This is a genomic window from Streptomyces sp. Ru72 (assembly GCF_002920635.1).
Classification (GTDB): Bacteria; Actinomycetota; Actinomycetes; order Streptomycetales; family Streptomycetaceae; genus Streptomyces.
The window spans coordinates 16092-38718 of the sequence record NZ_PQSR01000041.1 but is presented as its reverse complement, the minus strand read 5'-3'; the positions used below and the strand labels follow the sequence as shown (position 1 = coordinate 38718).

The window sequence follows — 22627 nt, the reverse complement described above, 5'->3', positions numbered from 1 at the left end:
GGGCTTCACCCCGGCCAGATCGGCGCCCATCCAGCCCGTGGGCACCGAGTCGGACACGAACAGGGCGCTCGTGTCGTCGACGCCCTCCGGTACGGGGAAGGCCCCGTAGTCGGCGAAGGGCACGCGCACGTACTCGGCATGGCTGCCGCGCAGCCCGCCCATGGCGTGGGAGTAGCCGAAGATGCCGCCGGTGTCGGCACGAACAGGGCCTGACCGATGCCGGGATTGGTGTTGGTGTTGTCGCACAGGGACCACAGGTCGTGGGTGCAGTACCAGCAGCGGCCGCACCCGACGAACGAGCACACCACCACCCGGTCCCCCACCTTGTGGCGGCGTACCGCCGGGCCGACCTCGACAACCTCGCCGAGGAACTCGTGACCGATGACGTCCCGGAGCGCATGAACGGGATGTAGCCGCCGATAAGTTGCAGGTCGGAGCCGCAGGTGGTGCCGGCGATCAGCCGTACGATCACGTCCTGGTCGTTGCGCAGGGCGGGATCGGGCACCTGCTCTACGGACAGCTTGTTGACGCCTTCCCAACACAGGGCCTTCACAGCACCCCCTCCCCACCGGCGCGGCGGCTGAGCAGACCCACCAGCCTGCCGCCCATGGTGTCGTGCGTGGTGGGCGGTGCGTCGGGCTGCAGCACCTCTCCCGCCTCGACGTCGCCGCCCAGCGCGACGACCCCTGCCGGAGCGTCTTCGAGTGGCGGCTGCCCGGCGGCGAGCGAAACCGACGTGTCCGAAGAGCAACTCCGCGAAATGAATGTGGACGAACTACGCGACATGGCCCGCGAAAAGGGCCTCAGCGGCGTTCACGACATGCGCAAGGAAGAACTCGTCGACGCGATCAGGGGAAAGCGCGACTCGGAACAGTGACAGCGGCAGCCTGCTCGGTCGTCCGCCCTGAACAACGCGGGCGGGGTTCTGCCCCTTGCCGGGGCGACTTGGCTGATGCGGCGAGGCGGCTGTCCGGAAGGGCAGCAGCCTCGTCTGTCATGTTCGCCCGGAACTCGGACGAGATTCTGGACCTCCGGTTTCCTCGCCCTGGCCGATCTGGAAAGTGACGGCGCGCTTCTGTGCCGCACATGTGGGCAGACGAGCGGCTCATGCTCCAGGTCGGTTTGCCATGACACGTCCGGGTTACCCCCAAGTGGCCGCACGCTGGCTCCAGTGAGTGCCGGGGCAGCCTGCGGTGACGGTCCTTCGGCGGGAGAGTGGTTGTGAACGACTGCCGCTGATCGTTCTGAGCGCGGTCAGCGGTGTCGTGGGCCTGAGCCTGCTGACGCGGCGGCGATACGTCGCGGTCCGGGGAGCGGCTGCGCTGGCCGTCGCCGCGATCCTGTGGGCCTGGGGCGCGGCCCAGTACCCGGCCATGCTGGTCGGCAGCCTCACCGTGGACCAGGCCGCCTCCCAGCCCGCCGTGCTCTCCGCCTGCCTCATCGCCCTCGCCTGCGGCGCAGTGCTGCTGATCCCGGCCCTGTGGCTGCTGTACGGGACCTTCCAGCGGGCACACACTGGTGACGCTTCGAACATGCACGGCCACACGTCCCCACAATGATCTCGCTGAGTGGGCTGTGACGTCCCTGACGCAGAAGCTCACCGGCTGTGGTGGCCAGCGCCTTCTAGGCCTGGCGGACGCGCCACTCCTCGATCCTCTCCTGCTGCTGCCGGGCTCGTTCCAGCAGCGTGTCGAGCCGGGCCGGGTCCAGGCGCTCGTCGACGGCGCTGAGCCGGCGCAGGGTTTGCCAGCCGCTTGCCCACGCCGCACGCGAGGAGGCGATGGAGTTCCCGGCCCTGGAAGCCGGTTGCACCCCAGAGCAGCGGCAGACCATGGGCAGGCGCCTGCTGACGGCCGAAAGGGCGGCTCCCACGCACCCGCACCCCACCACTGCCGGTTCGCCCGTGCTGCAGTGGACGCTGGGGCCTTTCGCTCCTTGCTGGACCGAGCCCGCGACGCACTCGGCACGCGCCCCTGATCCTCACGGGACCCCAACAGTTGGGCCGTCAGAGCAGTGTGCCGGCGCGGCAGGGCTGGGATCACGCGGAGACCGACCGCCTCATGACGCGCCACCGCCCCGGTAGCGATCGGGACCGCAGGGTAGCGTTGAAAGATGTCATTGAGCTGGTCTCCAGCCAGACCAAGGGCTTGTCCACCGGATCCGACCCAGTGCGGCGGATCGGAAAGCCGCCGGTATCTCGGCAAACTCGCCGTGGTCGGGACACGGGCATGCAGAGGAGCCGATGCGCGTGGTGACGTACGGGCCGGAACATCGTGTCCGCATGGCGGCGCTGCGGGCCGGCTGGCTGACACAGACCTTTCTGCACTGGGCGTACGCTCCAGAACTCATCCAACGCCTGCTGCCCGATGGGCTCACGGTCGACACCTATGACGGGCGCGCCTGGGTGGGTCTCACACCGTTCGTCATGGCCGACGTGCGCCCTCCCGGCTCCCCTGTGGCGCTGGCCGCCTTCCCGGAGACCAATCTGCGCACCTACGTGCGTGGACCGGGCGGCCGGGAAGGGCTGTGGTTCCTGTCGATCGAGGTGGCCAGCCCGGTGATGCTGGCGGCTCGCGCCATCGGGGCGCCGTACCACCTCGGGCGGCTGCGTCTGGCGCGCAGCGGTGAGAGCGTGACGTACGCCGGATCGAGGTGCGGCGGTGGATCGGCTTACCGCATGACCGTACGACCGGGCCCGCCGATCCGCCCTACGCACCGGGACGTGTGGTTGGCGTCCCGATGGCGGGCGTTCACGCAGAGCGCGGGCGCTTTGTGGGAGACGCCCGTCGAGCACGAGCCCTGGCCGCTGCGCGCGGCGCATCTCGACGACCTCGCCGAGAGCGTGACCCGTGCAGCAGGACTGCCCGCCCCCGCCGAGGAGCCGCTGGTGCATTTCTCCGACGGGGTGCACAAGGTGCGCCTCGGTCTCTCACGGCCAGTGCGGCCGCAGCCAAGGAGGCAGGGATGAACCCCATCTGGGTGGCCCGATCACAAGGGCTGTTCAACCTGGTCGGCGGCGGCTGGCCACTGCTGCACCTCCGCAGCTTCGAGTGGGTCTTCGGCCCCAAGTCGGAGGAGTGGCTGCAGCAGACGACCGCCGGGCTGCTCGCCACGGCAGGCTGCAGCATGCTGCTCGGCCCGCCCACGACCGACGGACTCCGCCAGGCCCGCCGCACCGGTGTGGGAACTGCGATGACCCTGCTGGCGATCGACCTTTTGTATGTGCCGCGACGCCGCATCCGCCCCACCTACCTCCTGGACGCGGCCATGCAGGCCGGATGGCTGACGGCATGGCTCCGCTGTGGCCGACTGGCCGGGCCCGCAAGCGCATGAGCGTCTCCCCTGCGCGGCGTGGACGAACCAGCGACGGGGCAGAACAGCCAGACATGCAGTCGCTGCCCGCTCCCAGCCCTGCCCATCTGATCACGGACGCGACCGGCCACGTCGGGTTCAACGCCGTGTACCGGTCCGCCCAGCACAGGTTGCCGTGTTCGTTGTCATCGAGCGCCGGGTGGTGAGGGCCGATGCGCTCACCACCCCGCAGCATGACATCAGCGCCGTCGTCCACGACGCCGTCCGCGGGAGCGGTGATCCGACTGATCCTTGGACGGGAGATCCGTGCGGACTCCTCCGCCGGTCCGAGTCCACCGCCCGCCCGATCACCTCACGGCAGTACGCCACGCCCTATCTGCCAGGTCCCCCGGCACCAGGACCGCCTCGCGCCCGGCCTACTCCAGCCAGTGCGCGGTGTCCCAGGTCGTCCTCTTCCTCCTTCGGCAGGTAGGAGAGCAGAAGATCCGCACCCCCCGGGCGAACGCGATGACGACCGCCTTGCCGACACCGTTGTCGCCGCCTTGTCGCCCCCGTGGTGCACATGGGGTGAGTGTGCCCGCTCCGGGTCCGTGGGACGCCACCGGGTAAGTTCGCCTCAGACGGTCAGGGCCTCATCCGAGCCGACGCTGCGGTGGTGCCGGGCGGGAACAGTTCGGAGGTCTGCGTGATCTGCAGCAGCCGTGCGGGCTGGGGCTGCAGGTTCCCCGATCGTCTCGTGCTGCTGCCGGGCTCGTTCGAGCAGCTCATGGAGCCGGGTGGGCGCTCGTCCGTCGAGCAGAGCCGAAGCATCGTCTGCATCCGGCCGCCTTGCCCTCCACCATCCCGAGTATCGCGGTATCGGTCTGAGATGTCAGGGTGGCGCGGCATCCAGGGAGGGGTAGCTGTCGAGTACCTGGTCGACGCCGGTGAGTTGCAACATCTTCAGCACCGGCTGGCTCGGTGCAACCAGCGCGAGACGGACGCCGGTGCTCCTGGCGGTGCGGTAGGCGGTGATCAGACATGTCAGTCCGGTGGAGTCGAGGAAGGTGACGCCGGACAGGTCCACCAGCACCGTATGGCCGTCGTGGCCCAGCAGCGGTTGCAGCACGTCGGCGAGATGGTGGGCGGTGTGCAGGTCCAGATGGCCGGTGACCGTCACCAGAAAGCGGTCAGGGGCCGACGTGCGCACCTGTACGTCCACAGGAGTGGTCTGTCGCCGGTCAGGGGTGGGCGGGTCGGTGCTCATGCGAACCTCCTGTCCCGGCCGGTGCGCCTCACGGGGTGAGTTCGTCCTGGTGCCCGCCGCGCCACTCGGTGAGCAGGACGGTGGCGTCGTCGGCGAGCCGCCCGGCGTTGTGTTCCATGACAGCCGCCATGAGCCGGCGCAGGGTCTCGTGCAGCGTGTGCCGACCCGCATGGTGACGGCGGATGAAGCTGACGAACCGGTCCCGGCCGAACTCGTCACCGCAGGCGTCACGGGCTTCGATGATCCCGTCGGTGTACAGCAGCAGGCGGTCACCGGGTTGCAGGTGTTCGGTGCGCTGGGTCACCGGCAGGCCCAGATCGGTACCCATGGGGCCGGCCGGCGGACAGGCCAGCTCGATGGTCCAGCGGTTGTCGCGGATGAGGATCGGGAGGGGATGACCGCGGTTGATCCAGGTCAGCCGCCCGCTGACCATGTCGAGGTCGGCCAGGATGGCGGTGACGTAGCGGCTGGTGCTGAACTGCTCCAGCAGCACCTGCTCCACCTGCTCGCTGGTCTCGGTCAGCGACGCGCCCTGGCGTCGGGCGTTGCGGCAGGCGGCCACGGCGACGTTCGCGGTGATACCGGCGGTCGTGTCATGGCCCATGGCGTCGAAGACGCCCAGGTGCAGCGTCGTGTCGGCAACGGCGTAGTCGAAGGCATCACCGCCGACCTGGTACGCCGGTTCCATCACCGCCCCGACGGTGACGTCATGTCCGGCATAAGCGGGCGGCGGGGTGAGGTTCCACTGCATTTCGGCGGCGACGTTCATCGGCTCGGTGCGCACCAGCCGCGCGTAGGAGTCGCTGAAGGAACGCTTGCTGAGCAGCAGCAATGCCGCGGTCGAGGCGAGATCGCGCAGGATGTCACGGATCGGCTCGTCATCGGTGTCGCTGTCGGCGCGGAGCACGCCCAGACGCTCCACACCGTCGGTGACAGCCACCCACCACCGCCGCCGCCCGCCCGGTGAGGCGGCCGATGCGGACTCGGCGAGCACATCCACACGCTGGTACGCCTGGCCCGGCAGACTGCCCTGGACGGTGAACTCCTGCCCTCCCCCGGCGGCATCATGCCCCTTGCCGGTGAGCCGACGCAGCACCGTCTCACGGATGTCGACGACGTAGACGGCCGTGTCGTACAGTCCGGCCTCTGCGGCGTGCGCGGCGACCAGATCCGGAAGCTGCTCCAGCGTGACCGTGTGACCGGCCTGGAGCATCCGCACCAGTGCCAGGGCGGCTGCGGCCCTGTCAACCATGACAGATCCTGTTCGGCCGCCGGGGGCCGGTCCAAGCCATGGCGACCTGCACCGGGGTACGGCAGGGACATCGCATGGGACGACCCCTTTCCGGCCCTCGTACGAGCAGTGATCACTACCGCGGACGGCGCCGCCCGGCGCCGCCGGGACACGCCACCGACGCGTCACGGCCCGAGACCTGATCACAACATACTCGGTCGGCTCCGTCGGCGCCGAAGGATCGGTCATCAGCACACCCCTGGCCGCCTGCGACACCCGCGCATCGGGGACGCCGGTCACGTTCCCAGCGTCAGGTACGCACAGGGAGGCACCGCCCGGGTCGAGCCGGCGGCCGGCGCCATTTGGGCGCCGTCCTGACCGGGTGGCGGAGCTCTCGCGCAGCGGTGAGATCGTGGCGCCGCGATCGACTGGTCAATCCCCCGGTTGCCCTGTCCTCCACCTGCTCCGGATGAGCTTCGAAGCGAAAGCAGCAATCCGTTCGACGGTCCAGAGACCGGGCGGCTGGTTGCGATTCCCCGTGCGGGTACTCGCAGAAGTCCGAATGCACGTCCCTTTTGAAGGTGAAGAAAATGACCACTTCTCCCCGGCCGTCGATGGAAACGCACCCGGACATCCTCGACATGCGACTCAGGCACGAGATGGCCGAGCGCACCACGAGCACGCCCAGGGGACAGGCCATCGAAACCCTGGCGCTCCTCACCGGTCTGTACCTCGCGGCATCGCCCTGGATCACGGGCTTCAACGCTCTGTCGACACTGGCCGTCAGCAACCTGCTCACCGGCATCGCCTACGCGGTCCTGATGAGCGGAGGATTCGGACGCGCCTACGAACGCACGCACAGCATGGCGTGGGCATGCTGTGCCCTGGGCGTATGGGCCATCATCGCCCCCTGGGTGGTCGCCGGTAACGTCGACACGACGAAGACGATCGTCAACAACGTCATCACCGGCGCACTGGCCCTCCTGCTGGCCATGGCCGCCAGCGCAGCGGTCCGCGCAGCGGAGTCGTCCCGCGCGCGCCGCAGTATGTCGACGCCCTACACCGACACCTCCGGCCGCAGCTGAGCCATTTCCTCTCCAGCTCGGCGACTGCCCGGACGCCGTCCTACGCATGTGCCGCCGGCCCGACAGAAAGCCGGAGTCAATGATGTCGGGCCTGCGACGTCTTCAGAGGCGCATATACGTCGTGCAGCGACGTGCGTACCGGTAGGAGATCAGGCAGTTCCGGCATAGCGCAGTACCCGCGTTCCGCGAGAGCCTGCGCCACCATCTTGAGGTACCCGTCGACTGTGATCCGTCCACCGTTCGGGCCGATCGCCAGATCTTCCCTATTCATGACACTGCCGCCTTCCGCTCGCAGGCCCGACAACCGGCGGGAAGTTTCCGGCTGCCCTGCAGCCTGAGCTTGTCCTGCACCCTGGGCAGCAAGCCACACGGCAGGCACGCAGTCGATTCGTATCCGCAGAATTCTGCGAACCCCTCGTGAGCGAGCGCATTGTTCAGCAGGCGCAGGACCTCAAGCCGGTCGAGACGCCGCGACCCAGCGATGACGCGTCGAAACCGTCGTACTGCTTATGCACGCGGCATCCGTCTTGGCGGCTGCGATAGCAAATCCGGCGTCCTCCAGCGCATCGAGGAACGCGAACTGCCTGAGGAGCCCGACGTCTCATGCGCGCAAGCACAGTCGGGCTCAAGACGAAGCTCCACCGGAGCACTCCGGTGGATCTTCGTCTCATGGGCTACGGGAGAGACCCCGCCGGATGCCCCCTGGCGGGGCCTCGCCCTATCACCGGCCCTGTCACGGGTGCTGTCACACGTCTGTCACCAACTACGCCGACTCCCCCGGACGGCGATGCCATGACCTGCCATTGCGCACCCGCCCTGGACTGACTTGGACGCCCAAAGACGGTCCCTACAACCTGTGCCATGTGGTACCCAGTGAGGGACCCAGTATCAGGACGGGAGCCTCTTCCGGCCCGTCAAAGCGGTATTGCAGGGTGTTCGACGGTGTCTCACTCACGCCTCAGACCCTTTCACGTACCGCGAAGGCTGATACGGCCGGGGGACCCGGCGGCTCCCGATCCTCTCGGCGCGGCACCGGCACGGCCGGAACCCGCGGGAATCCAGATACGAGTTCTCCGGCGTGTACGCGCGGCCGTGGCGACGGTGCGTCCTCCTGGCTCGCGCGCACTCCAGGTCCCTGCGCGCAGAGCATCCTTCTTCGGCACGGCTTCCAGGCGGTCCGGGTTGCAGCAAAGCGTGAAGCGCCCTCCCCAAGGATCGTTCGATGGGGTCGGACTTGCCGTGCGTGCGGCGGGGGGCGGTGCGGCAATGAACCATGGGCCTGGGCGGAACGCGCACGATCCGCTCGCCTGCTGCGAGGATGTCTGCCTCGAGGCGCCGGGAGAGCCGGCGGCAGTCTTCACCGCCCACGTGCGGTGCCCGCCGAAGCGATGTGCCCAGGCGAGTAAGCGCAGCCGGTCCGCGCTGGTGGTGCCGGTGGTGTGGCTGCCGAGTTCGCGTCCACGTTCATCGATGACGACTGCCGTGTGATTGCGCTTGTGGGTGTCGACGCCGAAGATCACCATTGGCCGGGGGTCTCCCTGCCCCGTGGAAACGGCAGGACCGGTCGACGGGCATTCCGCGAGTCGCAGAAGCGGACCTGGCCACCACGAGGTGGGGCATGGAGTGGTCGAGCGAACTCGCGGGACTCCTATCGAAGATGCCATTGACGGAGTGGTACATCGACAGCCTCGGCGAGCTCGGCCGCGGCGTGCGTGTGCCCTGGGGCGGGGCAAGCGCTTCGATGATCAGACGCCTCTTCAACTCGTCATCAACCAGAGCGCGTTCAATGTACTGGCTGTTGCAGCAGGGTTACTTTCGAAGCGCTTCGATAATAGCGTGTGTGCCCCAAGTCGACCCACGTGTCACAGAGGGGAGCTCAGGTGCAGGCACCGCTGATACGCATCCTGGGGCCGATCGAGATCAGCGACGGCGCGCACCCGGGGCCACTTCGCGGCATCAAGCCGTGCGCACTACTCACCGCGCTGCTGCTCAGGCCCGGGAGCGTGGTGTCCCTGGAGAACCTGATGGACGCCCTGTGGGCGGGCGAGCCGCCGCGCTCCGCCGTCGCGAACCTGCGCTCGTACGCCCATCTCCTGCGCCGACGGCTCCCGGTGACCGCCCCGCTGATCAGCCACCAGGGTGGTTATGAACTCCAGGTAGCGCCGGACGCCGTCGACCATCTGGTGTTCGAGCGGCTCGCCGACCGGGGCCGCAGCGCGGTCACCGACGACCCGCCCCGGGCCATCGAGCTGCTCAACGCCGCGCTGGCGCTGTGGAGTTCGGACCACGCGGCCCCCGGGGTCGAACGGTACGGCATGCTCGACGGCCCGCTGCGCACCCTGGACGCCGAGCGCATCCGGGCCACCGAGGATCTGGCCGATGCCTGGCTCGGCGTCGGCCAGCCGCACTCCGCACTGCGTACGGCGGGGCAGGTGCTCGCCGCGGAGCCGCTGCGCATCCGCAGCTGGCTGCTCGTCCTGAACGCCCATCACCACCTCGGCGAACCAGGGCGTGTGACGGACGCGTTCGAGTCGGCGCGGACCGTCTTCCGCCGCGAGCTCGGCACCGAACCCGATGCCTGTCTGGGCCGGCTGCATCAGCAGCTGCTCGCGGGGTGAGCACCATGGCCACCGCGTTCTTGACGGTCTGTCACATTCTGGTCGCCGTCGTCTTCGCCGCATCCGCCGTGGGCAAGGCACGCCCCGCCGGATTCCGTGCCTTCCTCACCACGCTCGCCGATATGGGCCTTGGTACCCCGGGCCTGCGCCGCCCGCTCGCGTACGCGACCATCACGGCCGAAGGCGTGGCCGCGGGCCTGCTGTTGCTGCCCGGCACGCGGGCCGGTGTGATCGGGCTGCTCCTTGCCTCGCTGGTCCTTGCCGTGCTCACCATCGGCGTGGTGCGGACGGTACGGCGCGGCGGTCCGCCCGTGACCTGCGCCTGTTTCGGCCGCACCGGGCGCCCCCTCGGCGTACTGCACCTGGTCAGGAACAGCGGACTGCTGCTGGCCGCCGTCGGCGCCCTGGTCGTCACCGGCTCCGGTCCGGGGCGGGCAGCGGGCGGCGAGCTGGTCGTGTCCGTGGCCGCGGGTGCAGTACTGGCCGTCGTCGTGATCGGCCTGGACGACATCGCCGATCTGTTCACCGCGCCCACCGCCTCCACCACCCGCGCCACCGACCTCCCGTAGGAGCCCCTGTGTCCCTCGGTCTCTCCGTACTCGGCCTGCTCCTCGGCCTGTTCGATCTCCTTCTCCTGTACGGCGTCATCCGCCGGCTCAAGGAGATCGAGGCCCGCCCGGCCCATGCGGCGCCCGCCCCGGTCACCGGCATCACCGAGGCCCACCGGATGACCGCCGGCGCCATGGTGGACATACCGGACGGCACCCGGCCCACGCTCGTCGCCTTCTTCGCACCGGGCTGCGAGCCCTGTGAGCAGTTGCTGCCGCTGGTCCTCACGAGCGCCATGGACGAGCCCGGGGGCAGCGAACGTGTTGTCGCCATCCTCTCCGAGGGCACCGACGACGACAACGCGCGTTTCACGAAAGCCCTGGAACCGGTGGCCCGGGTCATCGTCGGCGGCCCGAAGGACCCCTGGGTCGAGTCGTGGATCACCACCTTCCGAGTGGACGGGCTGCCCCTGGTCTGCGGTCTCGACGACACCGGCGACGGCGTGGTGATCCGCTGGTCGGCGGTGAGCGCGCCGGAGCTCATCGCCAAGGCGGGGATCGTGGGCCGGCCGGTCGTATGACGCACCGGGCACAGCACCCCGTGTCCCGGCGCCGGGTCGCGGCCACGGCGCTGCGGCTCGCGCTCGGCGCGCACCGCCGCGCCCTCGCGGCGACCCTGCTGCTCGCCGTCGTCGAGGCCACCGGGCCGGTCGCGGCGGCCTGGCTGACCAAGCGGCTGATCGACTCGCTCACCGGGTACGGGACGCGCGAGGTCACCGCGACCGCCGCGGCCCTGGCCGGGATCGGCGTGCTGCTCGCGCTCCTGCCGTACGCCGACGATCTCTGCCAGGGCGTGCTCACCCGGGCCGTGGCGCTGACCGCGCAGGATCGGCTGTTCCGTGCGGTCAACGCCCATCCGGGCCTGGACCTCTACGAGGATCCGGTACGGCTCGACCGGCTCCGGCTCGCCCAGCAGTCCGGCCAGGACACCCCCGTACAGCTGGTGCAGTGCGCCCTGATCCTGCTGCGGTCGGGGTGGACGCTGGTGGGGTTCGCCGGAATGCTGGCCGCCGTCAGCCCGGTCCTTGCGGGACTGGTGCTGCTCGGTGCCGTACCGAAGCTGGTCGCGGAGCTGCGGCTGGCCCGGGCCACAGCCGCGGCGTTCGCAGGCGTCACGGCCGGCGAGCGCCGCGAGGCGTTCTTCTCGACGCTGCTCGGCGGTACGACGGCGGCCAAGGAGATACGGCTGTTCGGCATCGGGGATGTGCTGCGGGAGCGCATGCTCGTCGAGCGGCGGGCCGTCAACCGGATCAGGCACCGGCTCGACGTACGACGTCTGAGCGTCAACTCCCTGCCCACTCTGCTCGCTTCGGGCATCGCCGGCGGCGGACTGCTGTGGGCGGTGGGACGCGTGTCGGCCGGGACGCTGACCGTCGGGGACCTCTCCGTGTTCCTCGCGGCGGTGGCCTCGGTACAGGGCGGACTCGGTTCGGCGGTCACGGCGGTGGCCAACGGCCATCAGCATCTGCTGGTGTTCGCCGAGTACGTGGCCGTGGCCGAGGGCGGCGCACGGCCCGGCACGGAAGGGCGGGTCGTGGGCCCCCTGCGCGACCGGATCGTCCTCGACGACGTGTGGTTCCGTTATGCCCCGGATCTGCCGTGGGTGCTGCGGGGCGTGACGCTGACGGTGCACGCCGGGGAGAGCGTGGGTCTCGTCGGCGTGAACGGGGCCGGCAAGAGCACGCTGGTCAAACTGCTCTGCCGGTTCTACGACCCCGAACGGGGGCGGATCCTGTGGGACGGGACGGATCTGCGGGAGTACACGCCCGAGTCGCTGCGGGACAGGCTCAGTGTCGTCTTCCAGGACTTCGTCTCGTACGAGATGACGGCGGCGGAGAACATCGCGCTCGGCGATCCGGCGCTGGCCGTTCGCACTCCCGCCGGCGCGCCCGGCCCGGAGGTCGTCGAAGCCGCGCGCGAGGCGGGGGTGCACCAGGTCCTCGCGGGTCTCCCGGCCGGGTACGACACGATGCTGACCCGGGGGTTCTTCGGGGCGAACGACCGGGACAGCGGTGTCGTGCTCTCCGGCGGACAGTGGCAACGGGTCGCACTGGCCCGGGCGTTGCTGCGGGCGGACCGGGACCTGTTCGTGCTCGATGAACCGACGTCGGGGCTCGATCCGGATGCTCAGGCCGAAGTGGCCGGTGTGATCCGGCGGTTGGGGCGGGGCCAGGCCCGGCTGCTGATCTCGCACCGGCTGAGCGAGGTTCGCTCCGCGGACCGGATCGTGCTCCTCGACGGGGGTGCGGTGCGGGAGGAAGGACCGCATGAGGAGCTGATGAGGTTGCCGTCGGGACGGTACGCCGAGCTGTTCCGGGGACAGGCGGCGGGGTTCCGGGAGGAATCGTCGGGGCCGGAGCGGGAGGTGGCGGGGGTTCAGGGGGGCGAGCCCGGCCGGGAGCAGGAGGTCGCGGGGTGAAGCGGGTGCTCGGCAGGTGGCTGATGCTCGTGACCGTACGGGGGCACAGCATGGAGCCCGACCTGCGGGACGGGGCGGTGGTCCTGGCCCGTCGGACCGGAGGTCGTGCGGGCGGAGGCGGGCCGCTCGCGGGGCGGCGCAGTGGCTCTGCGGGCCGTCGGCTGCGCGTGGGTCAGGTGGTCGTTTTGCCGGTGCAACTGCCGGACGGCGCCCGTGTGGTGGGCCCGGTCGCGGAGGGGGACGGGTTGTGGGTGAAGCGGGTCGCGGCGTTGCCGGGCGACCCGGTTCCGGCCGGGGTTCCCGGGTGCCCTGGCCGGGTGCCGCCCGGGCTGATGGCGGTGCTCGGCGACAACGCGGCGTCGAGCACGGACTCACGGACCGTCGGCCTCGTACCCGTGGACGTGGTGGTCGCGGTGGTGCTCGGCACAAAGGCCCGGCCCCCCGCCGCAGGGTGCGACGGGGGGCCGGGCGCGACCGATGCCAAGCACCGGGGACGACAGGAACCGCGTCAGTAACAGCAGGAGTAGAGCGTCCACGCGGTGCAGTTCGTACCCGGTGACTCGCAGTAACGACGCCAGTTCCCCTTGGCGTTGGGGTACTGGGGGCCGCAGCTCGTGTCGCGGCGGCACCAGTACTCCGTGGTGCTCGCCTCGGCCTCGGCGCGCGGTACCACCCGGCCGAGGACCGAGTCTGCGAGTCGGTTCAGAGTGCGCATCACAAAACCCCCAATTGAGGCCGTCGCTCGTCACGACGGCGTTCGTCCATGACGCTACGGGGACGGCATACGCCTGCCATACATCGCCGATACGCGGACCACTTGCGCCCCGCTCACCGGGCGCGCCCCGATCTCAAGCCCCGCTGCCCGCCACCTCGCCGAGCCGCCCGTCCCGTACCCGCAGCACGTCCGTGCAGCGTTCCGCCACCCCCATGTCATGCGTGGCCACCACAAGCGTGCAGCCGTGCTCGGCGGCCAACTCGCCCACCAGGTCCATGATCTGCTCACCGGTCGCCGAGTCCAGGCTCCCGGTGGGTTCGTCGGCGAGCAGCAGCCGGGGCCGGGCGATCAGCGCCCGCGCCACCGCGACCCGCTGCTGTTGTCCGCCGGACAGTTGCGAGGGCAACGCCGACTCCCGTCCCTGAAGGCCCACCGCCGCGAGGAGTTCGCGGGCGCGTGCGTCCCGGTCGAAGCCGACCTTGCGGGGCAGCACGGGAGCCAGCACGTTGTCCAGCGCGCTCAGGCCCGGCAGCAGATGGAACCGCTGGAACACGAACCCCACCGTGCGCCGGTACGCGGCGGCGGCCCGCCGCCCCAGCGCGGTGACGTCCTGGCCGTCCACCGACACCCGTCCCGCATCGGCCCGTTCGATGGCCCCGATGAGGTGCAGCAGCGTGGATTTGCCGGAGCCGGAGGCACCGACGAGGGCGACGCTGTGTCCGGCCGGGATGTCCAGGCTGATGCCGTCGACCGCCTTGATCAGCCCGTCACCGGTGCCGAAGCTCTTGTGCAGGTCCTCCACCAGGACCGACGCACCGTCCCCCATAGGGTTCTCTCCCCTCTCCGTATCTCTGTCCATCCTTCTTGGTTCACCCCTCTTCGGCCAACGGCCCGGCCGGCGACCGCCGCACCGCGAGGCCGGCCGCGACGACGCTGCCCGCCACGGCCGCCAGCACTCCCGCCACCGCGACCGCGCCCACCGCCACCGGCAGGCCCGCCGGAATCGAGCCGGTGAAGGCCACGGTCAGTCCGAGCCCCGTCGCGGCGCCGACCCCCGCGCCCGCCACGGCGATCACCGCCCCCTGCGCGACGACCAGTCGCATGACCTCGGTGTCGGCCCAGCCGCAGGCCCGCAGCATGGCGAACTCCCCGTCCCGTTCACAGCTGTCGAGATAGAGGACATCGGCGAGGGCGAACACCCCCAGGGCCGCGGTGAGTACGGCCGCGGCCACATCGACCCCGCGCACCTCGAGGGAGACCGCCTCGCCGAGGAGCGTGCCCTGGACCTCGCCCTGGAACGTCCACACGACCGCCGTGACCAGGGAGACCGCGGCCACCCCCACCGCGAGCGCCAGCGCGCCGAGCGCCGAACGGGACGGCGTACGCAGCGCCCCGCTGACCGCGAGGCCGGGCAGCGTGCGTCCGCGCCCGGCGCGCCGGGCCCGCCGCGGCCCGGCAACCGAGCCCCGCAGCGCCTGCGCGGGATACGGCCGTCCCGCCCGGATCGCCGGAAGCGCCCCGGCCAGCAGGGCCGTGGCCACCACCAGCGGTATCGCGAGCAGCGCGCGCCCCGCGGTGACGTCGAGACCGAAGGCCCAGCCCAGCGGGAACGAGGCCCCGGCACCGGCGGCACCGGCCACGGCTGCGACCAGGGCGACCTCACCGAGGACGAGGCCGGCGAGGCGGGCGCCCGTCCAGCCGGTGCAGGCGAGGACGGCCAGTTCGCGCTGACGGGTGCGTACGGAGGCGGCCACGGCGTTGCCGAGAAACAGTGCGCACACGCCGAGCACCAGGCCGAAGAGCAGCACGCTCTTGCGGTCGGCGGCCTCGACGAGTGCCACGGCGGTGCCCTTGGCGGTCCAGTTCTCCGTCAGCGCGAGCGCGGGCCGCCCGAACTTGCCCTTCCCCAGTGCCACGTCCTGCGGCGCCGGGGAGGAACCTGCCGTGATGTCCACGTCGAGCCCGGTGCGGGTGGTGATCGCCTCGGCGACCGCGCGGATTCGTTCCCGGGACGCCTCGTCCGTTCCGTGCACACCCGCGACCCTGACCCGTACCGCGGAGATCGGGTCCTTCGCGTGCGGGGAGTCCGGACCGGTGACGGCCTCCACCGACTGGAGGGTGGTGAGCAGTTGCGGCGGGGTGGCGAGGTAGCCGCCCGGGTTGCTGTTGGGAGCGAGCGCCTGGCCGCCGAGTGCGACGCGGCTGGCCTCGTCGGCGGCGCGGGCGACGGGCGGCCGGTAGGTCTCCAGGGGCACCTCGGACAGTTTCGAGAAGCCCTTCAGTCGCTCGACGGCGTAGGTGCCGACCACCCTGAACTGCGGGAAGTGGTCCTGGCTCGCGTCGGTTCCGGGCAACCTCGTCACCGGCCGGAACGCCGTGTCCTGAACGAACCACGCCGGCAGATCGCCGCCGTACGTCGACTGCCGCCACAGCTCACCGCTGTCCGACGCGACGGGTACCGGCCGCAGCACTCCCCCGCCGGCCGCGTAGCGGGGGGCTCCGGCCTGGAGGACGACGAAGGGGTTGACGTCGATCGTGCCGTCCGCGACCGACCGCCGGAACACGGTGTCGGCGTCGGCGCGCGTGGTCGCCCCGGGGCTGACAGGCAGCCCGGCCAGCAGACCGCGCAGCTCCTTCCCACCACGCCCGCAAAGCTTCGGAAGCGTTCCCGTGACGCTTGAGACCGACGTGCTCAACTGCTCGTCCAGATAGGGCTGGTCCGTACTGATCAGCGGAATGTCCTCGAACCCCGCCCCGCGCGCCGTGTCCATGGCGGGCTTCTCACCGTCCTTCAGATACCGGCCGGAGGTCATCGCCCGGTCCACCCCGACCAGCCGGGCCTCCTGCTCGGGATCGACGGCGGCGAGCAGCAGCGTCATCGACCAGTCGATGTCGACTACGGCGCGGCGGGAGGTCGTGCGGTTGTGCACGTCCGTGCCGCTGGTGAAGGTGCCGTCCGCATGCCGCTGCACGACGACGAGTTCGCTGCGCTGGGCGGGGTCGAGCTGGTCGTTGACCGCGCCACCGCCGTACGAGGAGACCGTACGAAGGGAACACAGCGGCTCGAACTTCCCCCCGGGCAGCACCTCGAGCGGAGGCATCTCGCCCTCGTCGCAGGGGCTGTCCCCCTGGCTCAGCACGTCACCGACCTCGGTCAGGTGCCGTCCGCGGTACGTGTACAGACTCCTCCAACTCGGGTCTTTGGCCGTCGATGTGGCATCCGGCAGCACGACCGGGTTGCTCGTGACGTAGACGTACACCGAACCCGGGTCCTGGGCCTTGCTCAGGGACCGGTCCGTGGTCCAGGTGTTGCGCAGCCGCAGCAGCTGCCGGTCGGCCGCGGGGTCGAGCCGTCCGGTCACATCGACCCGGGCGTGCGTCCCGGCCTGCACATAGCCGAGCATCGCCACGGGAGCGGCGATCTCCACCCCTCGTAGATCGGCGATCTCCCGCCATTGACCGGGAGTTATCCCACCGAACTGCCCGGACAGGAAATTGGGCCGCACCTGGCCGACGGACTCCTCGCGCCCGGTCCGCGCACCGGCAGGCCGCACGAGAATGTCGTACGCGGCACGGAAGTTGGCGTCGGCGGACGCCTTCACCGTCAGGCGTGAGGTCTCCACGGACCCGGTCAGCAGAGTGAACCCGGCCGTGGCCACCAGCACACCGACCAGCAACGTCGACGTCCGCACGAACTGCCTGCGCAGCTGACCGGTGATCATTCCCCACATGGCGCCTCCATCGGCGTCACGCTAGGGAGCGGCCATACATGGGCGATACACGACGACGGCAGCAAGGGAGTGAGGCTGTCGCACGGCTCCTTCGACGGCGAAGGGCTACGACCTCGTTCGCGAGGGGAAGTACCCATGCCGCATGCTCGCATCGGCCGCAGCACGCCGGGCGTCACCAGGTGCCTGCTCCGGGTGCTCGACAGCGGCGAGCCCGAGTACAACGGAGCCCACGAAGGAGCCCTCAGACCATCGTGACCAGCCACACGAAGAGGCCCCGTCAGGTATGCCTCGGTTCCAGTGGTCGTCGCAACACCCCAGCTCAAGCGGTGCGATGGACTTCGAGATCCGCAAGGTCCGCGCGGCTCGGGGGCCGGTGAAGCTCCGTCTGTCCAGGCGGCTCCGTCGGGGCTGACCGGGCCGGTGACGGCGCGGACGGTGGCGTGGGAACCGTGACGGTCCTGAACCCGTAGGTCTGCGCCGGCCCCTTGGGGCGATCCCGGGACGCCCCCGTGTCAGCCCTCCCCCGGCGCCCCGAGTCCGGTCAGGGCGCCGACCGGGTCGGGGTCGGGGGTGCCCCGGGGCCACCAGTCGTCACGGTCCGGTTCCGACTCGTACGCGTACCACAGGCCGTCCTGGCCGAGACGGAGCTGGACATGGCCGTCGGGATGGGTGAGGCGGTTGCGCCACGGGCGGAAGGCGGGCAGGTCCGCGGCCAGGAGCAGGGGACGGGCGCGGTCGAAGCGGCCGGCCGGCGGGTCCCAGGGCTCCTCCAGCACGGCGAGGGCTTCCCTCCCGCCCTGCCGCCAGGCGGCGACCGCCCGCGCCAGGTCGGCCGGTGTCCGCCCGGTGGCGGCGGCCAGCGACGCGTACAGCGCCCGGCTTCCTGCGGTGAGGCCCGAGCCGGGGCGGGCGGCGGCGAGCCGCACCGCGTCCTGCCACAGCGTCAGTTCCCCGACCGGGTCGTGCCCGGTGGTCAGCAGGGCGTGCGCGCGGGCGGCGGCGTCCGTGGCGAGCTGGTCCAGCGCGAACGAGTCGGGGCCGCCCGGAGCGTCCGGGTAGACCGGTGGCTGCTCGGGGTGGGCGGGCGGGGGCAGGGGCGCGGGGAGCGGCGGCCGGGTGCGGCGGGCCAGGGCGTCCCGGGCGCGTATGCCGGGGGCGGGGGCGGGCCTGCGGTCCCGGTCGGCCCGGGCCGCGCGGGCCGCGTTGCGCCGTGACAGGGCGTCGAGCACGTCACGCTCGCCACGGCCGCGCAGCAGGAGCAGGACGAAGGGGTCGCGGTCGAGCAGGTGCGCGGTCTGGTAGCAGACGGCGGCCGCGTGCTTGCAGGGGTGGCCGAAGTCGGGGCAGCTGCAGTGGGGTTCGAGGTCTCCGGCGCCGGGGAGCAGGCGGACCCCGCACTCGGCGAGGGACTGCGGCATCTGCTTGTCCAGCAGCGCGGCGATGTGCGCGGGCCGCTCGGCGGCGGCGTCCAGGAAGAGGTCCCACTCCTCGTCGGAGAACGTCCTGAGCCGCACCTGCACACGGTACGGCCGGGGCCGGCTGCCTTGCACGTACGCCACCACGAGCCCCGGGGTGACGGTGATGGCGTCCACGTTCCCCCGCCCCGCGTACGCCCTCCCCCGCGCCAGGCGTGCCGCGTCGAGGGCCCCTTCCTCCAACGCGGACACCCAGGCGTTGCCCCACCACGTCTCGGCGAACCGGTCGCGGTCACGCACCGGACGGGCGGGGAGCGCCGCGAAGGTACGCCGCAGCTCGCCGTCACGACCGGGGGCGGCCATCGACCGCGGGTAGCGGGGGGCGACCGGGGGCGCGCCGGCCTGCGTACCGCGGGGCCCGGCGGACGGTTCGGGTGGGCCCTGCCACCGCCGTGGGGGCGGGCTCGGTGTCTCGCGTGGGGAGGGCGAGGGTGTGTGGCTCCGCTCGCCGGGTTCCCGCGCGGCGGGCCCGCTCCCGCTCCGCGGTGCCGCCGACGCCGGCAGTTCGAAGGCACCGGCGAGGAGCGCCCGTACGTCCCGGGCCTGGCGGCCGCCCGCCGGACGAGTGCTGCGGCGGGCGCGAGCACCCGTCGGCCTCGTCGCGGCGACGGATGCCCGGTGGGCGGGGGTCTCCTCGGCGCCGGACGGCTCGGCGGCGCCCTCCTGGGAGCGGGCCGGATCCGGGCTGCCGGATCGGCGCCGTACCTCGGCCTCGGTGGCACGGCTGTCCGCGCGGTCCCGTTCCGCTTCCTTCCGTGCTGTCCGCAGCGCCTCGCGTGCGATGTCGCCGGGCCGTGCGGCGGGCGCGGTCTCCCGCGCGGCGGCTGGGGGAGCTGTGGCCGGGGGTGCTGCGGTCCGCCGCGTTTCCGCAGGTTCTCCCTCCTTCGGCCCCTCCTCCGGCTCGTCCGCAAGCCGGGTGCTCCGGCGCTCCGTGTTCGCCCGCCGCAGCGCCGCTCGCGCCGCATCGCCCGGCCGGGTGGCCGTCGGCTTCACCTCCGGCTCGGGGAGGACGGCATCCGCTCCCCCGGCGGAGGGCTCGACCCGGGCAGAGGACCCGACCCGGGCAGAAGGCTCGACTCGGGCGGGAGGCTCCACGCCTTCCGCCACACCGTCGGCGCGCTCGCGCTCCCGTGCCTCGCGCAGCGCACGGCGGGCCGCGTCGGCAGGGCGCTGCGCTCGGCCGCCGCTCTGCTGCCCGCCCGCCCAGGGGCGTTCCTCCGCCGCCCCGTTCACGCCGTCCTCCTCAGCGACACCAGGTCCGCCAGCTCGCGGTCCGTGAGTTCCGTGAGGGCCGACTCGCCCGAGCCCAGGATGGCGTCCGCCAGCGCGCGCTTGGCCTGAAGCATCTCCGCGATGCGGTCCTCGACCGTGCCCTCCGTGATCAGACGATGGACCTGGACCGGCTGGGTCTGGCCGATGCGGTAGGCGCGGTCCGTGGCCTGTTCCTCCACCGCCGGGTTCCACCAGCGGTCGAAGTGGACGACATGGCCGGCGCGGGTGAGGTTCAGGCCGGTGCCCGCCGCCTTGAGGGAGAGCACCAGGACCGGGGTCGTGCCGCTCTGGAAGCGGTCCACCATCCGCTCGCGGTCGGGCACCGGCGTCCCCCCGTGCAGCAGGTCCACGGGCACCGCGCGGGCGGCCAGGTGCGTGGTGATCAGGCGGGCCATGCCCACGTACTGCGTGAAGACCAGAGCCGAGCCGTCCTCGGACAGCAGGGTGTCCACCAGCTCGTCCAGCAGGGCGAGTTTGCCGGACCTGGCGATGAGGCCCGTGGCGGTTGCCGCGTCCTCCTTCAGGTAGAGGGCAGGGTGGTCGCAGATCTGTTTGAGGGCGCTCAGCAGCTTCAGGACCAGGCCCCGCCGTGCGATGCCCTCGGCGGTCTCGATCGCCAGCATCGACTCCCGTACGACCGCCTCGTAGAGGGCGGCCTGCTCGCGGGTGAGCGGGACCGGGTGGTCCGTCTCGGTCTTCGGTGGGAGCTCGGGAACGATGCCCGGGTCGGACTTCTTGCGCCGCAGCAGGAACGGGCGGACCAGGCGGGCCAGCCGCTCCACCGCCTGAGGGTCCTCACCGGTCTCCACCGCCCGCGCGTGCCGGGCGCGGAAGGACTTCAGGGGGCCGAGCAGTCCGGGGGTCGTCCAGTCCAGCAGGGCCCACAGTTCGGAGAGGTTGTTCTCCACGGGCGTGCCGGTGAGGGCGACGCGGGCCGGGGACGGGATGCTGCGCAGTGCCTTCGCCGTCGCGGAGTAGGGGTTCTTGACGTGCTGCGCCTCGTCGGCGACGACCAGGCCCCAGGTCTGTTCGGCCAGCCGGGGTGCCGCCGTCCGCATCGTGCCGTACGTCGTCAGGACGAATCCGCCGTCCACGTCGTCCAGGGTGCGCTCCGGGCCGTGGAAGCGGCGGACCGGGACTCCGGGCGCGAACCTGGTGATCTCCCGCTGCCAGTTGCCGAGCAGGGAGGCGGGGCAGACCACCAGCGTGGGCTCGCGGCGTGCCCGGCGCAGATGCAGGGCGATGACGGTGACCGTCTTGCCGAGCCCCATGTCGTCGGCGAGGCAGCCGCCGAGGCCGAGGGAGGTCATGAGGTCCAGCCAGGCCAGGCCGCGCAGTTGGTAGTCCCGCAGCCGGGCGGCGAGCCCCGGCGGCGGATCCACCGGACCGACGCCGGCCGTCAGCCGGTCCCGCAGCGCGGCCAGCGCGCCGGCCGGAACCGCCTGAACCGTCTCGCCGTCGACATCCGCGGTCCCGGTGAGGGCGACGGCGAGCGCGTCCACCGGGTCGAGCAGGCCCAACTCCCGTTTGCGGGCCTTGCGGACGAGCGCCGGGTCGACCAGCACCCACCGGTCGCGCAGCCGGACGACCGGGCGGTGGGCCTCCGCGAGGGCGTCCATCTCGGCCTCGCTGAGCGGGTCGCCGCCGAGCGCCAACTGCCAGCGGAACCGCAGCAGTTCCTCGCTCTCCATGAAGCCGGTGCCGTCGGTCGCCGAGCCGGGCGCCGGCCGTACGACGGCCGTCGCCGTGAGGTCGTGTGCCAGGTCCCGGGGCCAGTGCACCGCGACTCCGGCCGCGCCCAGCCGGGTGGCGGCGACGCCCAGCAGATCGCTCAACTCGTCCTCGGACAGCGCCAGGACGTCCGGCACCTCCCGCTCGGCGAGCCGGTCGAGCGGGGGCCAGACCCGGGCCGCGCGGCGGATGGCGAGGGCCGCGTCGACGCGCGCGCGGGGACCGAAGGCCGCGTCCGCCTCACCGGCCCACAGTGCGTCGGCGTCCACGACCAGGGTCGGGTCGGCGAGGCTGTGCACCTGCACGATCGCCGCACCGGCGCGGCCCCCTCCCTCGCCGCCGTCGAACAGGTCGTAGGCCGACAGGTCCAGACGCAGCGAGATCCGCACGCCCGCGTCCATGCCCGCGGCGACCTCGGCGGCCCACTCGTGCGCCTCGGGCAGCCGCTGCGGCTCCTCGGCGGCGAACGGCCTGCCCGAGGTGTGGGGGGCGGCCGGGGTGCGCGGCAGGGTGTCCGCGACCGCGTCCAGGAAGGACCGGACGAGGGCCTCGGGCTCGGGCAGCAGCAGGGGGCCCTTGCCGGGGAGCGGGACGGCGTGGCCTTCGGACGGCAGGGCGGCGGCGATGGCCCTGAGGTGGGTGATGTCGTCCGGCTCCAGGGGCCCCGCGCGCCACGCGTCGTATCCGTCCGCGGTGAGCCCGGGCAGCAGCCGGCCGCGGGCGACGAGCCGCAGGGCGTGCAGGGCGGCCGCGCCCCAGCAGGCGGTCGCGGGGTGGGCGGCGGGGGCGCGGCGGGCTCGCGCAAGCAGCGGGAGGGCCTCGGTGAGGGGCAGGGTCACGGCGGGAACGGTGCTTCTGCGTGCTCCGGATCCGTGCGGCCGGACGACCGTCAGGTCCTCGGTGCCGTCCGACGGCAGCGGGCCGCCGTCCGGGTCCCAGAAGGCCACCCGGCTCCGGCGGGGCAGCGGCGCGGGCAGGAAGACAGCGGCCAGGCTCTCCCATGCGGGCGCCCGCCCGGGCACGGCCTCCTCGGCCACCTGCTCCGCCATACGTCCGGTCACCTCCCGCCGCTCGTTCGTGTCGGTCGTCTTCGACTCTACGGGCGGGGTCTGACAATCGGCTCCGGCCACCGGCCGGGCCCTGCGGGGACGGGACCGTCGGGGACCACCGGTGCGGGGCTCACC

21 protein-coding genes and 1 pseudogene are annotated in these 22627 nt (G+C 71.9%); 10 read left to right on the top strand and 12 right to left on the bottom strand.

All coding sequences use genetic code 11. From position 1 onward, the window contains the following. Positions 1 to 5 precede the first annotated feature (5 nt). Positions 6 to 542, bottom strand: coding sequence for an alcohol dehydrogenase catalytic domain-containing protein (locus C3488_RS41650; protein ID WP_374955441.1), 537 nt, complete (start codon positions 540 to 542; stop codon positions 6 to 8). Positions 543 to 736: 194 nt separating this feature from the next. On the opposite strand from C3488_RS41650, the gene C3488_RS40620 reads away from it, so the two are divergent. Both C3488_RS40620 and C3488_RS20135 read left to right on the top strand, forming a co-directional pair. Further along, the gene (locus C3488_RS40620; RefSeq protein WP_181139096.1) at positions 737 to 877 is read left to right on the top strand and encodes a Rho termination factor N-terminal domain-containing protein; all 141 of its coding nucleotides are present in this window, start codon (positions 737 to 739) and stop codon (positions 875 to 877) included. Positions 878 to 1193: 316 nt separating this feature from the next. Continuing rightward, positions 1194 to 1559, top strand: a complete 366-nt coding sequence (locus tag C3488_RS20135) for a cytochrome d ubiquinol oxidase subunit II (protein WP_258053521.1) — start codon at positions 1194 to 1196, stop codon at positions 1557 to 1559. 64 nt (positions 1560 to 1623) lie between these two features. On the opposite strand, the gene C3488_RS20130 is transcribed toward C3488_RS20135, so the two are convergent. After that, positions 1624 to 1812, bottom strand: coding sequence for a hypothetical protein (locus C3488_RS20130; protein WP_146067897.1), 189 nt, complete (start codon positions 1810 to 1812; stop codon positions 1624 to 1626). A 430-nt stretch (positions 1813 to 2242) separates the two neighbouring features. Between C3488_RS20130 and C3488_RS20125 the strand changes: the two genes are divergently transcribed. Together C3488_RS20125 and C3488_RS20120 are read left to right on the top strand one after the other, a co-directional pair. Beyond that, complete coding sequence (locus tag C3488_RS20125) at positions 2243 to 2968, top strand: YqjF family protein (RefSeq protein WP_258053520.1); 726 nt, start codon at positions 2243 to 2245, stop codon at positions 2966 to 2968. Further along, complete coding sequence (locus C3488_RS20120) at positions 2965 to 3333, top strand: hypothetical protein (protein ID WP_103841326.1); 369 nt, start codon at positions 2965 to 2967, stop codon at positions 3331 to 3333. Before C3488_RS20125 ends, C3488_RS20120 begins: the two co-directional genes overlap by 4 nt. A gap of 603 nt (positions 3334 to 3936) precedes the next feature. Here the strand turns inward: C3488_RS20120 and C3488_RS20115 are convergent. Genes C3488_RS20115 through C3488_RS20105 form a run of 3 tightly spaced genes read right to left on the bottom strand, consistent with a single transcriptional unit; the run spans position 3937 to position 5810 of the window. Then, entirely contained in the window at positions 3937 to 4131 is a 195-nt protein-coding gene (locus C3488_RS20115) for a hypothetical protein (protein WP_103841324.1), read from the bottom strand. A 52-nt stretch (positions 4132 to 4183) separates the two neighbouring features. After that, positions 4184 to 4558 (bottom strand): STAS domain-containing protein, encoded by a 375-nt coding sequence (locus C3488_RS20110; protein ID WP_103841322.1) that lies wholly within the window; start codon positions 4556 to 4558, stop codon positions 4184 to 4186. A gap of 28 nt (positions 4559 to 4586) precedes the next feature. Continuing rightward, positions 4587 to 5810, bottom strand: coding sequence for a PP2C family protein-serine/threonine phosphatase (locus tag C3488_RS20105; protein ID WP_103841320.1), 1224 nt, complete (start codon positions 5808 to 5810; stop codon positions 4587 to 4589). Positions 5811 to 6379: 569 nt separating this feature from the next. Between C3488_RS20105 and C3488_RS20100 the strand changes: the two genes are divergently transcribed. Beyond that, positions 6380 to 6874, top strand: a complete 495-nt coding sequence (locus C3488_RS20100; RefSeq protein WP_258053519.1) for an SPW repeat protein — start codon at positions 6380 to 6382, stop codon at positions 6872 to 6874. Between the two features lie 856 nt (positions 6875 to 7730). Here C3488_RS20100 and C3488_RS42615 read toward each other — a convergent pair. Together C3488_RS42615 and C3488_RS42610 are read right to left on the bottom strand one after the other, a co-directional pair. Further along, positions 7731 to 7829, bottom strand: a pseudogene (locus C3488_RS42615) (3-oxoadipate enol-lactone hydrolase); the annotation flags it as partial. Positions 7830 to 7842: 13 nt separating this feature from the next. After that, on the bottom strand, positions 7843 to 8397 hold the full coding sequence (locus C3488_RS42610) for a transposase (protein ID WP_374955440.1): 555 nt from the start codon (positions 8395 to 8397) through the stop codon (positions 7843 to 7845). Positions 8398 to 8754: 357 nt separating this feature from the next. On the opposite strand from C3488_RS42610, the gene C3488_RS20090 reads away from it, so the two are divergent. From C3488_RS20090 to C3488_RS20070, 5 genes are read left to right on the top strand one after another with little or no spacing between them, the layout of a single operon-like run. Next, a complete protein-coding gene (locus C3488_RS20090; RefSeq protein WP_181139095.1) occupies positions 8755 to 9492 on the top strand; it encodes a BTAD domain-containing putative transcriptional regulator in 738 nt (245 codons plus the stop codon). Positions 9493 to 9497: 5 nt separating this feature from the next. Then, complete coding sequence (locus tag C3488_RS20085) at positions 9498 to 10061, top strand: MauE/DoxX family redox-associated membrane protein (protein ID WP_103841314.1); 564 nt, start codon at positions 9498 to 9500, stop codon at positions 10059 to 10061. Positions 10062 to 10069: 8 nt separating this feature from the next. After that, positions 10070 to 10621, top strand: coding sequence for a hypothetical protein (locus tag C3488_RS20080; protein ID WP_103841312.1), 552 nt, complete (start codon positions 10070 to 10072; stop codon positions 10619 to 10621). Further along, complete coding sequence (locus tag C3488_RS20075) at positions 10618 to 12519, top strand: ABC transporter ATP-binding protein (protein ID WP_103841310.1); 1902 nt, start codon at positions 10618 to 10620, stop codon at positions 12517 to 12519. The genes C3488_RS20080 and C3488_RS20075 overlap by 4 nt, the downstream gene beginning before the upstream one ends. Next, entirely contained in the window at positions 12516 to 13034 is a 519-nt protein-coding gene (locus C3488_RS20070) for a S26 family signal peptidase (protein WP_103841308.1), read from the top strand. The genes C3488_RS20075 and C3488_RS20070 overlap by 4 nt, the downstream gene beginning before the upstream one ends. On the opposite strand, the gene C3488_RS40155 is transcribed toward C3488_RS20070, so the two are convergent. The 5 genes from C3488_RS40155 to C3488_RS20050 form a co-directional block, all read right to left on the bottom strand. Next, entirely contained in the window at positions 13028 to 13234 is a 207-nt protein-coding gene (locus C3488_RS40155; RefSeq protein WP_146067896.1) for a hypothetical protein, read from the bottom strand. The two genes, C3488_RS20070 and C3488_RS40155, sit on opposite strands and share 7 nt — an antisense overlap. 133 nt (positions 13235 to 13367) lie before the next feature. Continuing rightward, on the bottom strand, positions 13368 to 14060 hold the full coding sequence (locus C3488_RS20065; RefSeq protein ID WP_103841306.1) for an ABC transporter ATP-binding protein: 693 nt from the start codon (positions 14058 to 14060) through the stop codon (positions 13368 to 13370). A gap of 43 nt (positions 14061 to 14103) precedes the next feature. Beyond that, positions 14104 to 16965: an FtsX-like permease family protein gene (locus C3488_RS20060; RefSeq protein ID WP_103841304.1), complete on the bottom strand. Its 2862-nt coding sequence runs from the start codon at positions 16963 to 16965 to the stop codon at positions 14104 to 14106. Between the two features lie 512 nt (positions 16966 to 17477). Next, the gene (locus C3488_RS20055) at positions 17478 to 19673 is read right to left on the bottom strand and encodes an SWIM zinc finger family protein (protein WP_103841302.1); all 2196 of its coding nucleotides are present in this window, start codon (positions 19671 to 19673) and stop codon (positions 17478 to 17480) included. Next, complete coding sequence (locus tag C3488_RS20050) at positions 19670 to 22492, bottom strand: DEAD/DEAH box helicase (protein ID WP_103841300.1); 2823 nt, start codon at positions 22490 to 22492, stop codon at positions 19670 to 19672. Before C3488_RS20050 ends, C3488_RS20055 begins: the two co-directional genes overlap by 4 nt. Positions 22493 to 22627 lie beyond the last annotated feature (135 nt).

Bases quoted from the DNA above. Each gene is read 5' to 3' on its own strand.
- C3488_RS20125 (WP_258053520.1), top strand. From the start codon at position 2,243: ATGCGCGTGGTGACGTACGGGCCGGAACATCGTGTCCGCATGGCGGCG.
- C3488_RS20120 (WP_103841326.1), top strand. From the start codon at position 2,965: ATGAACCCCATCTGGGTGGCCCGATCACAAGGGCTGTTCAACCTGGTC.
- C3488_RS20115 (WP_103841324.1), bottom strand. From the start codon at position 4,131: ATGCAGACGATGCTTCGGCTCTGCTCGACGGACGAGCGCCCACCCGGC.
- C3488_RS20110 (WP_103841322.1), bottom strand. From the start codon at position 4,558: ATGAGCACCGACCCGCCCACCCCTGACCGGCGACAGACCACTCCTGTG.
- C3488_RS20105 (WP_103841320.1), bottom strand. From the start codon at position 5,810: ATGGTTGACAGGGCCGCAGCCGCCCTGGCACTGGTGCGGATGCTCCAG.
- C3488_RS20100 (WP_258053519.1), top strand. From the start codon at position 6,380: ATGACCACTTCTCCCCGGCCGTCGATGGAAACGCACCCGGACATCCTC.
- C3488_RS42610 (WP_374955440.1), bottom strand. From the start codon at position 8,397: ATGGTGATCTTCGGCGTCGACACCCACAAGCGCAATCACACGGCAGTC.
- C3488_RS20085 (WP_103841314.1), top strand. From the start codon at position 9,498: ATGGCCACCGCGTTCTTGACGGTCTGTCACATTCTGGTCGCCGTCGTC.
- C3488_RS20075 (WP_103841310.1), top strand. From the start codon at position 10,618: ATGACGCACCGGGCACAGCACCCCGTGTCCCGGCGCCGGGTCGCGGCC.
- C3488_RS40155 (WP_146067896.1), bottom strand. From the start codon at position 13,234: ATGCGCACTCTGAACCGACTCGCAGACTCGGTCCTCGGCCGGGTGGTA.
- C3488_RS20065 (WP_103841306.1), bottom strand. From the start codon at position 14,060: ATGGGGGACGGTGCGTCGGTCCTGGTGGAGGACCTGCACAAGAGCTTC.
- C3488_RS20060 (WP_103841304.1), bottom strand. From the start codon at position 16,965: ATGTGGGGAATGATCACCGGTCAGCTGCGCAGGCAGTTCGTGCGGACG.
- C3488_RS20050 (WP_103841300.1), bottom strand. From the start codon at position 22,492: ATGGCGGAGCAGGTGGCCGAGGAGGCCGTGCCCGGGCGGGCGCCCGCA.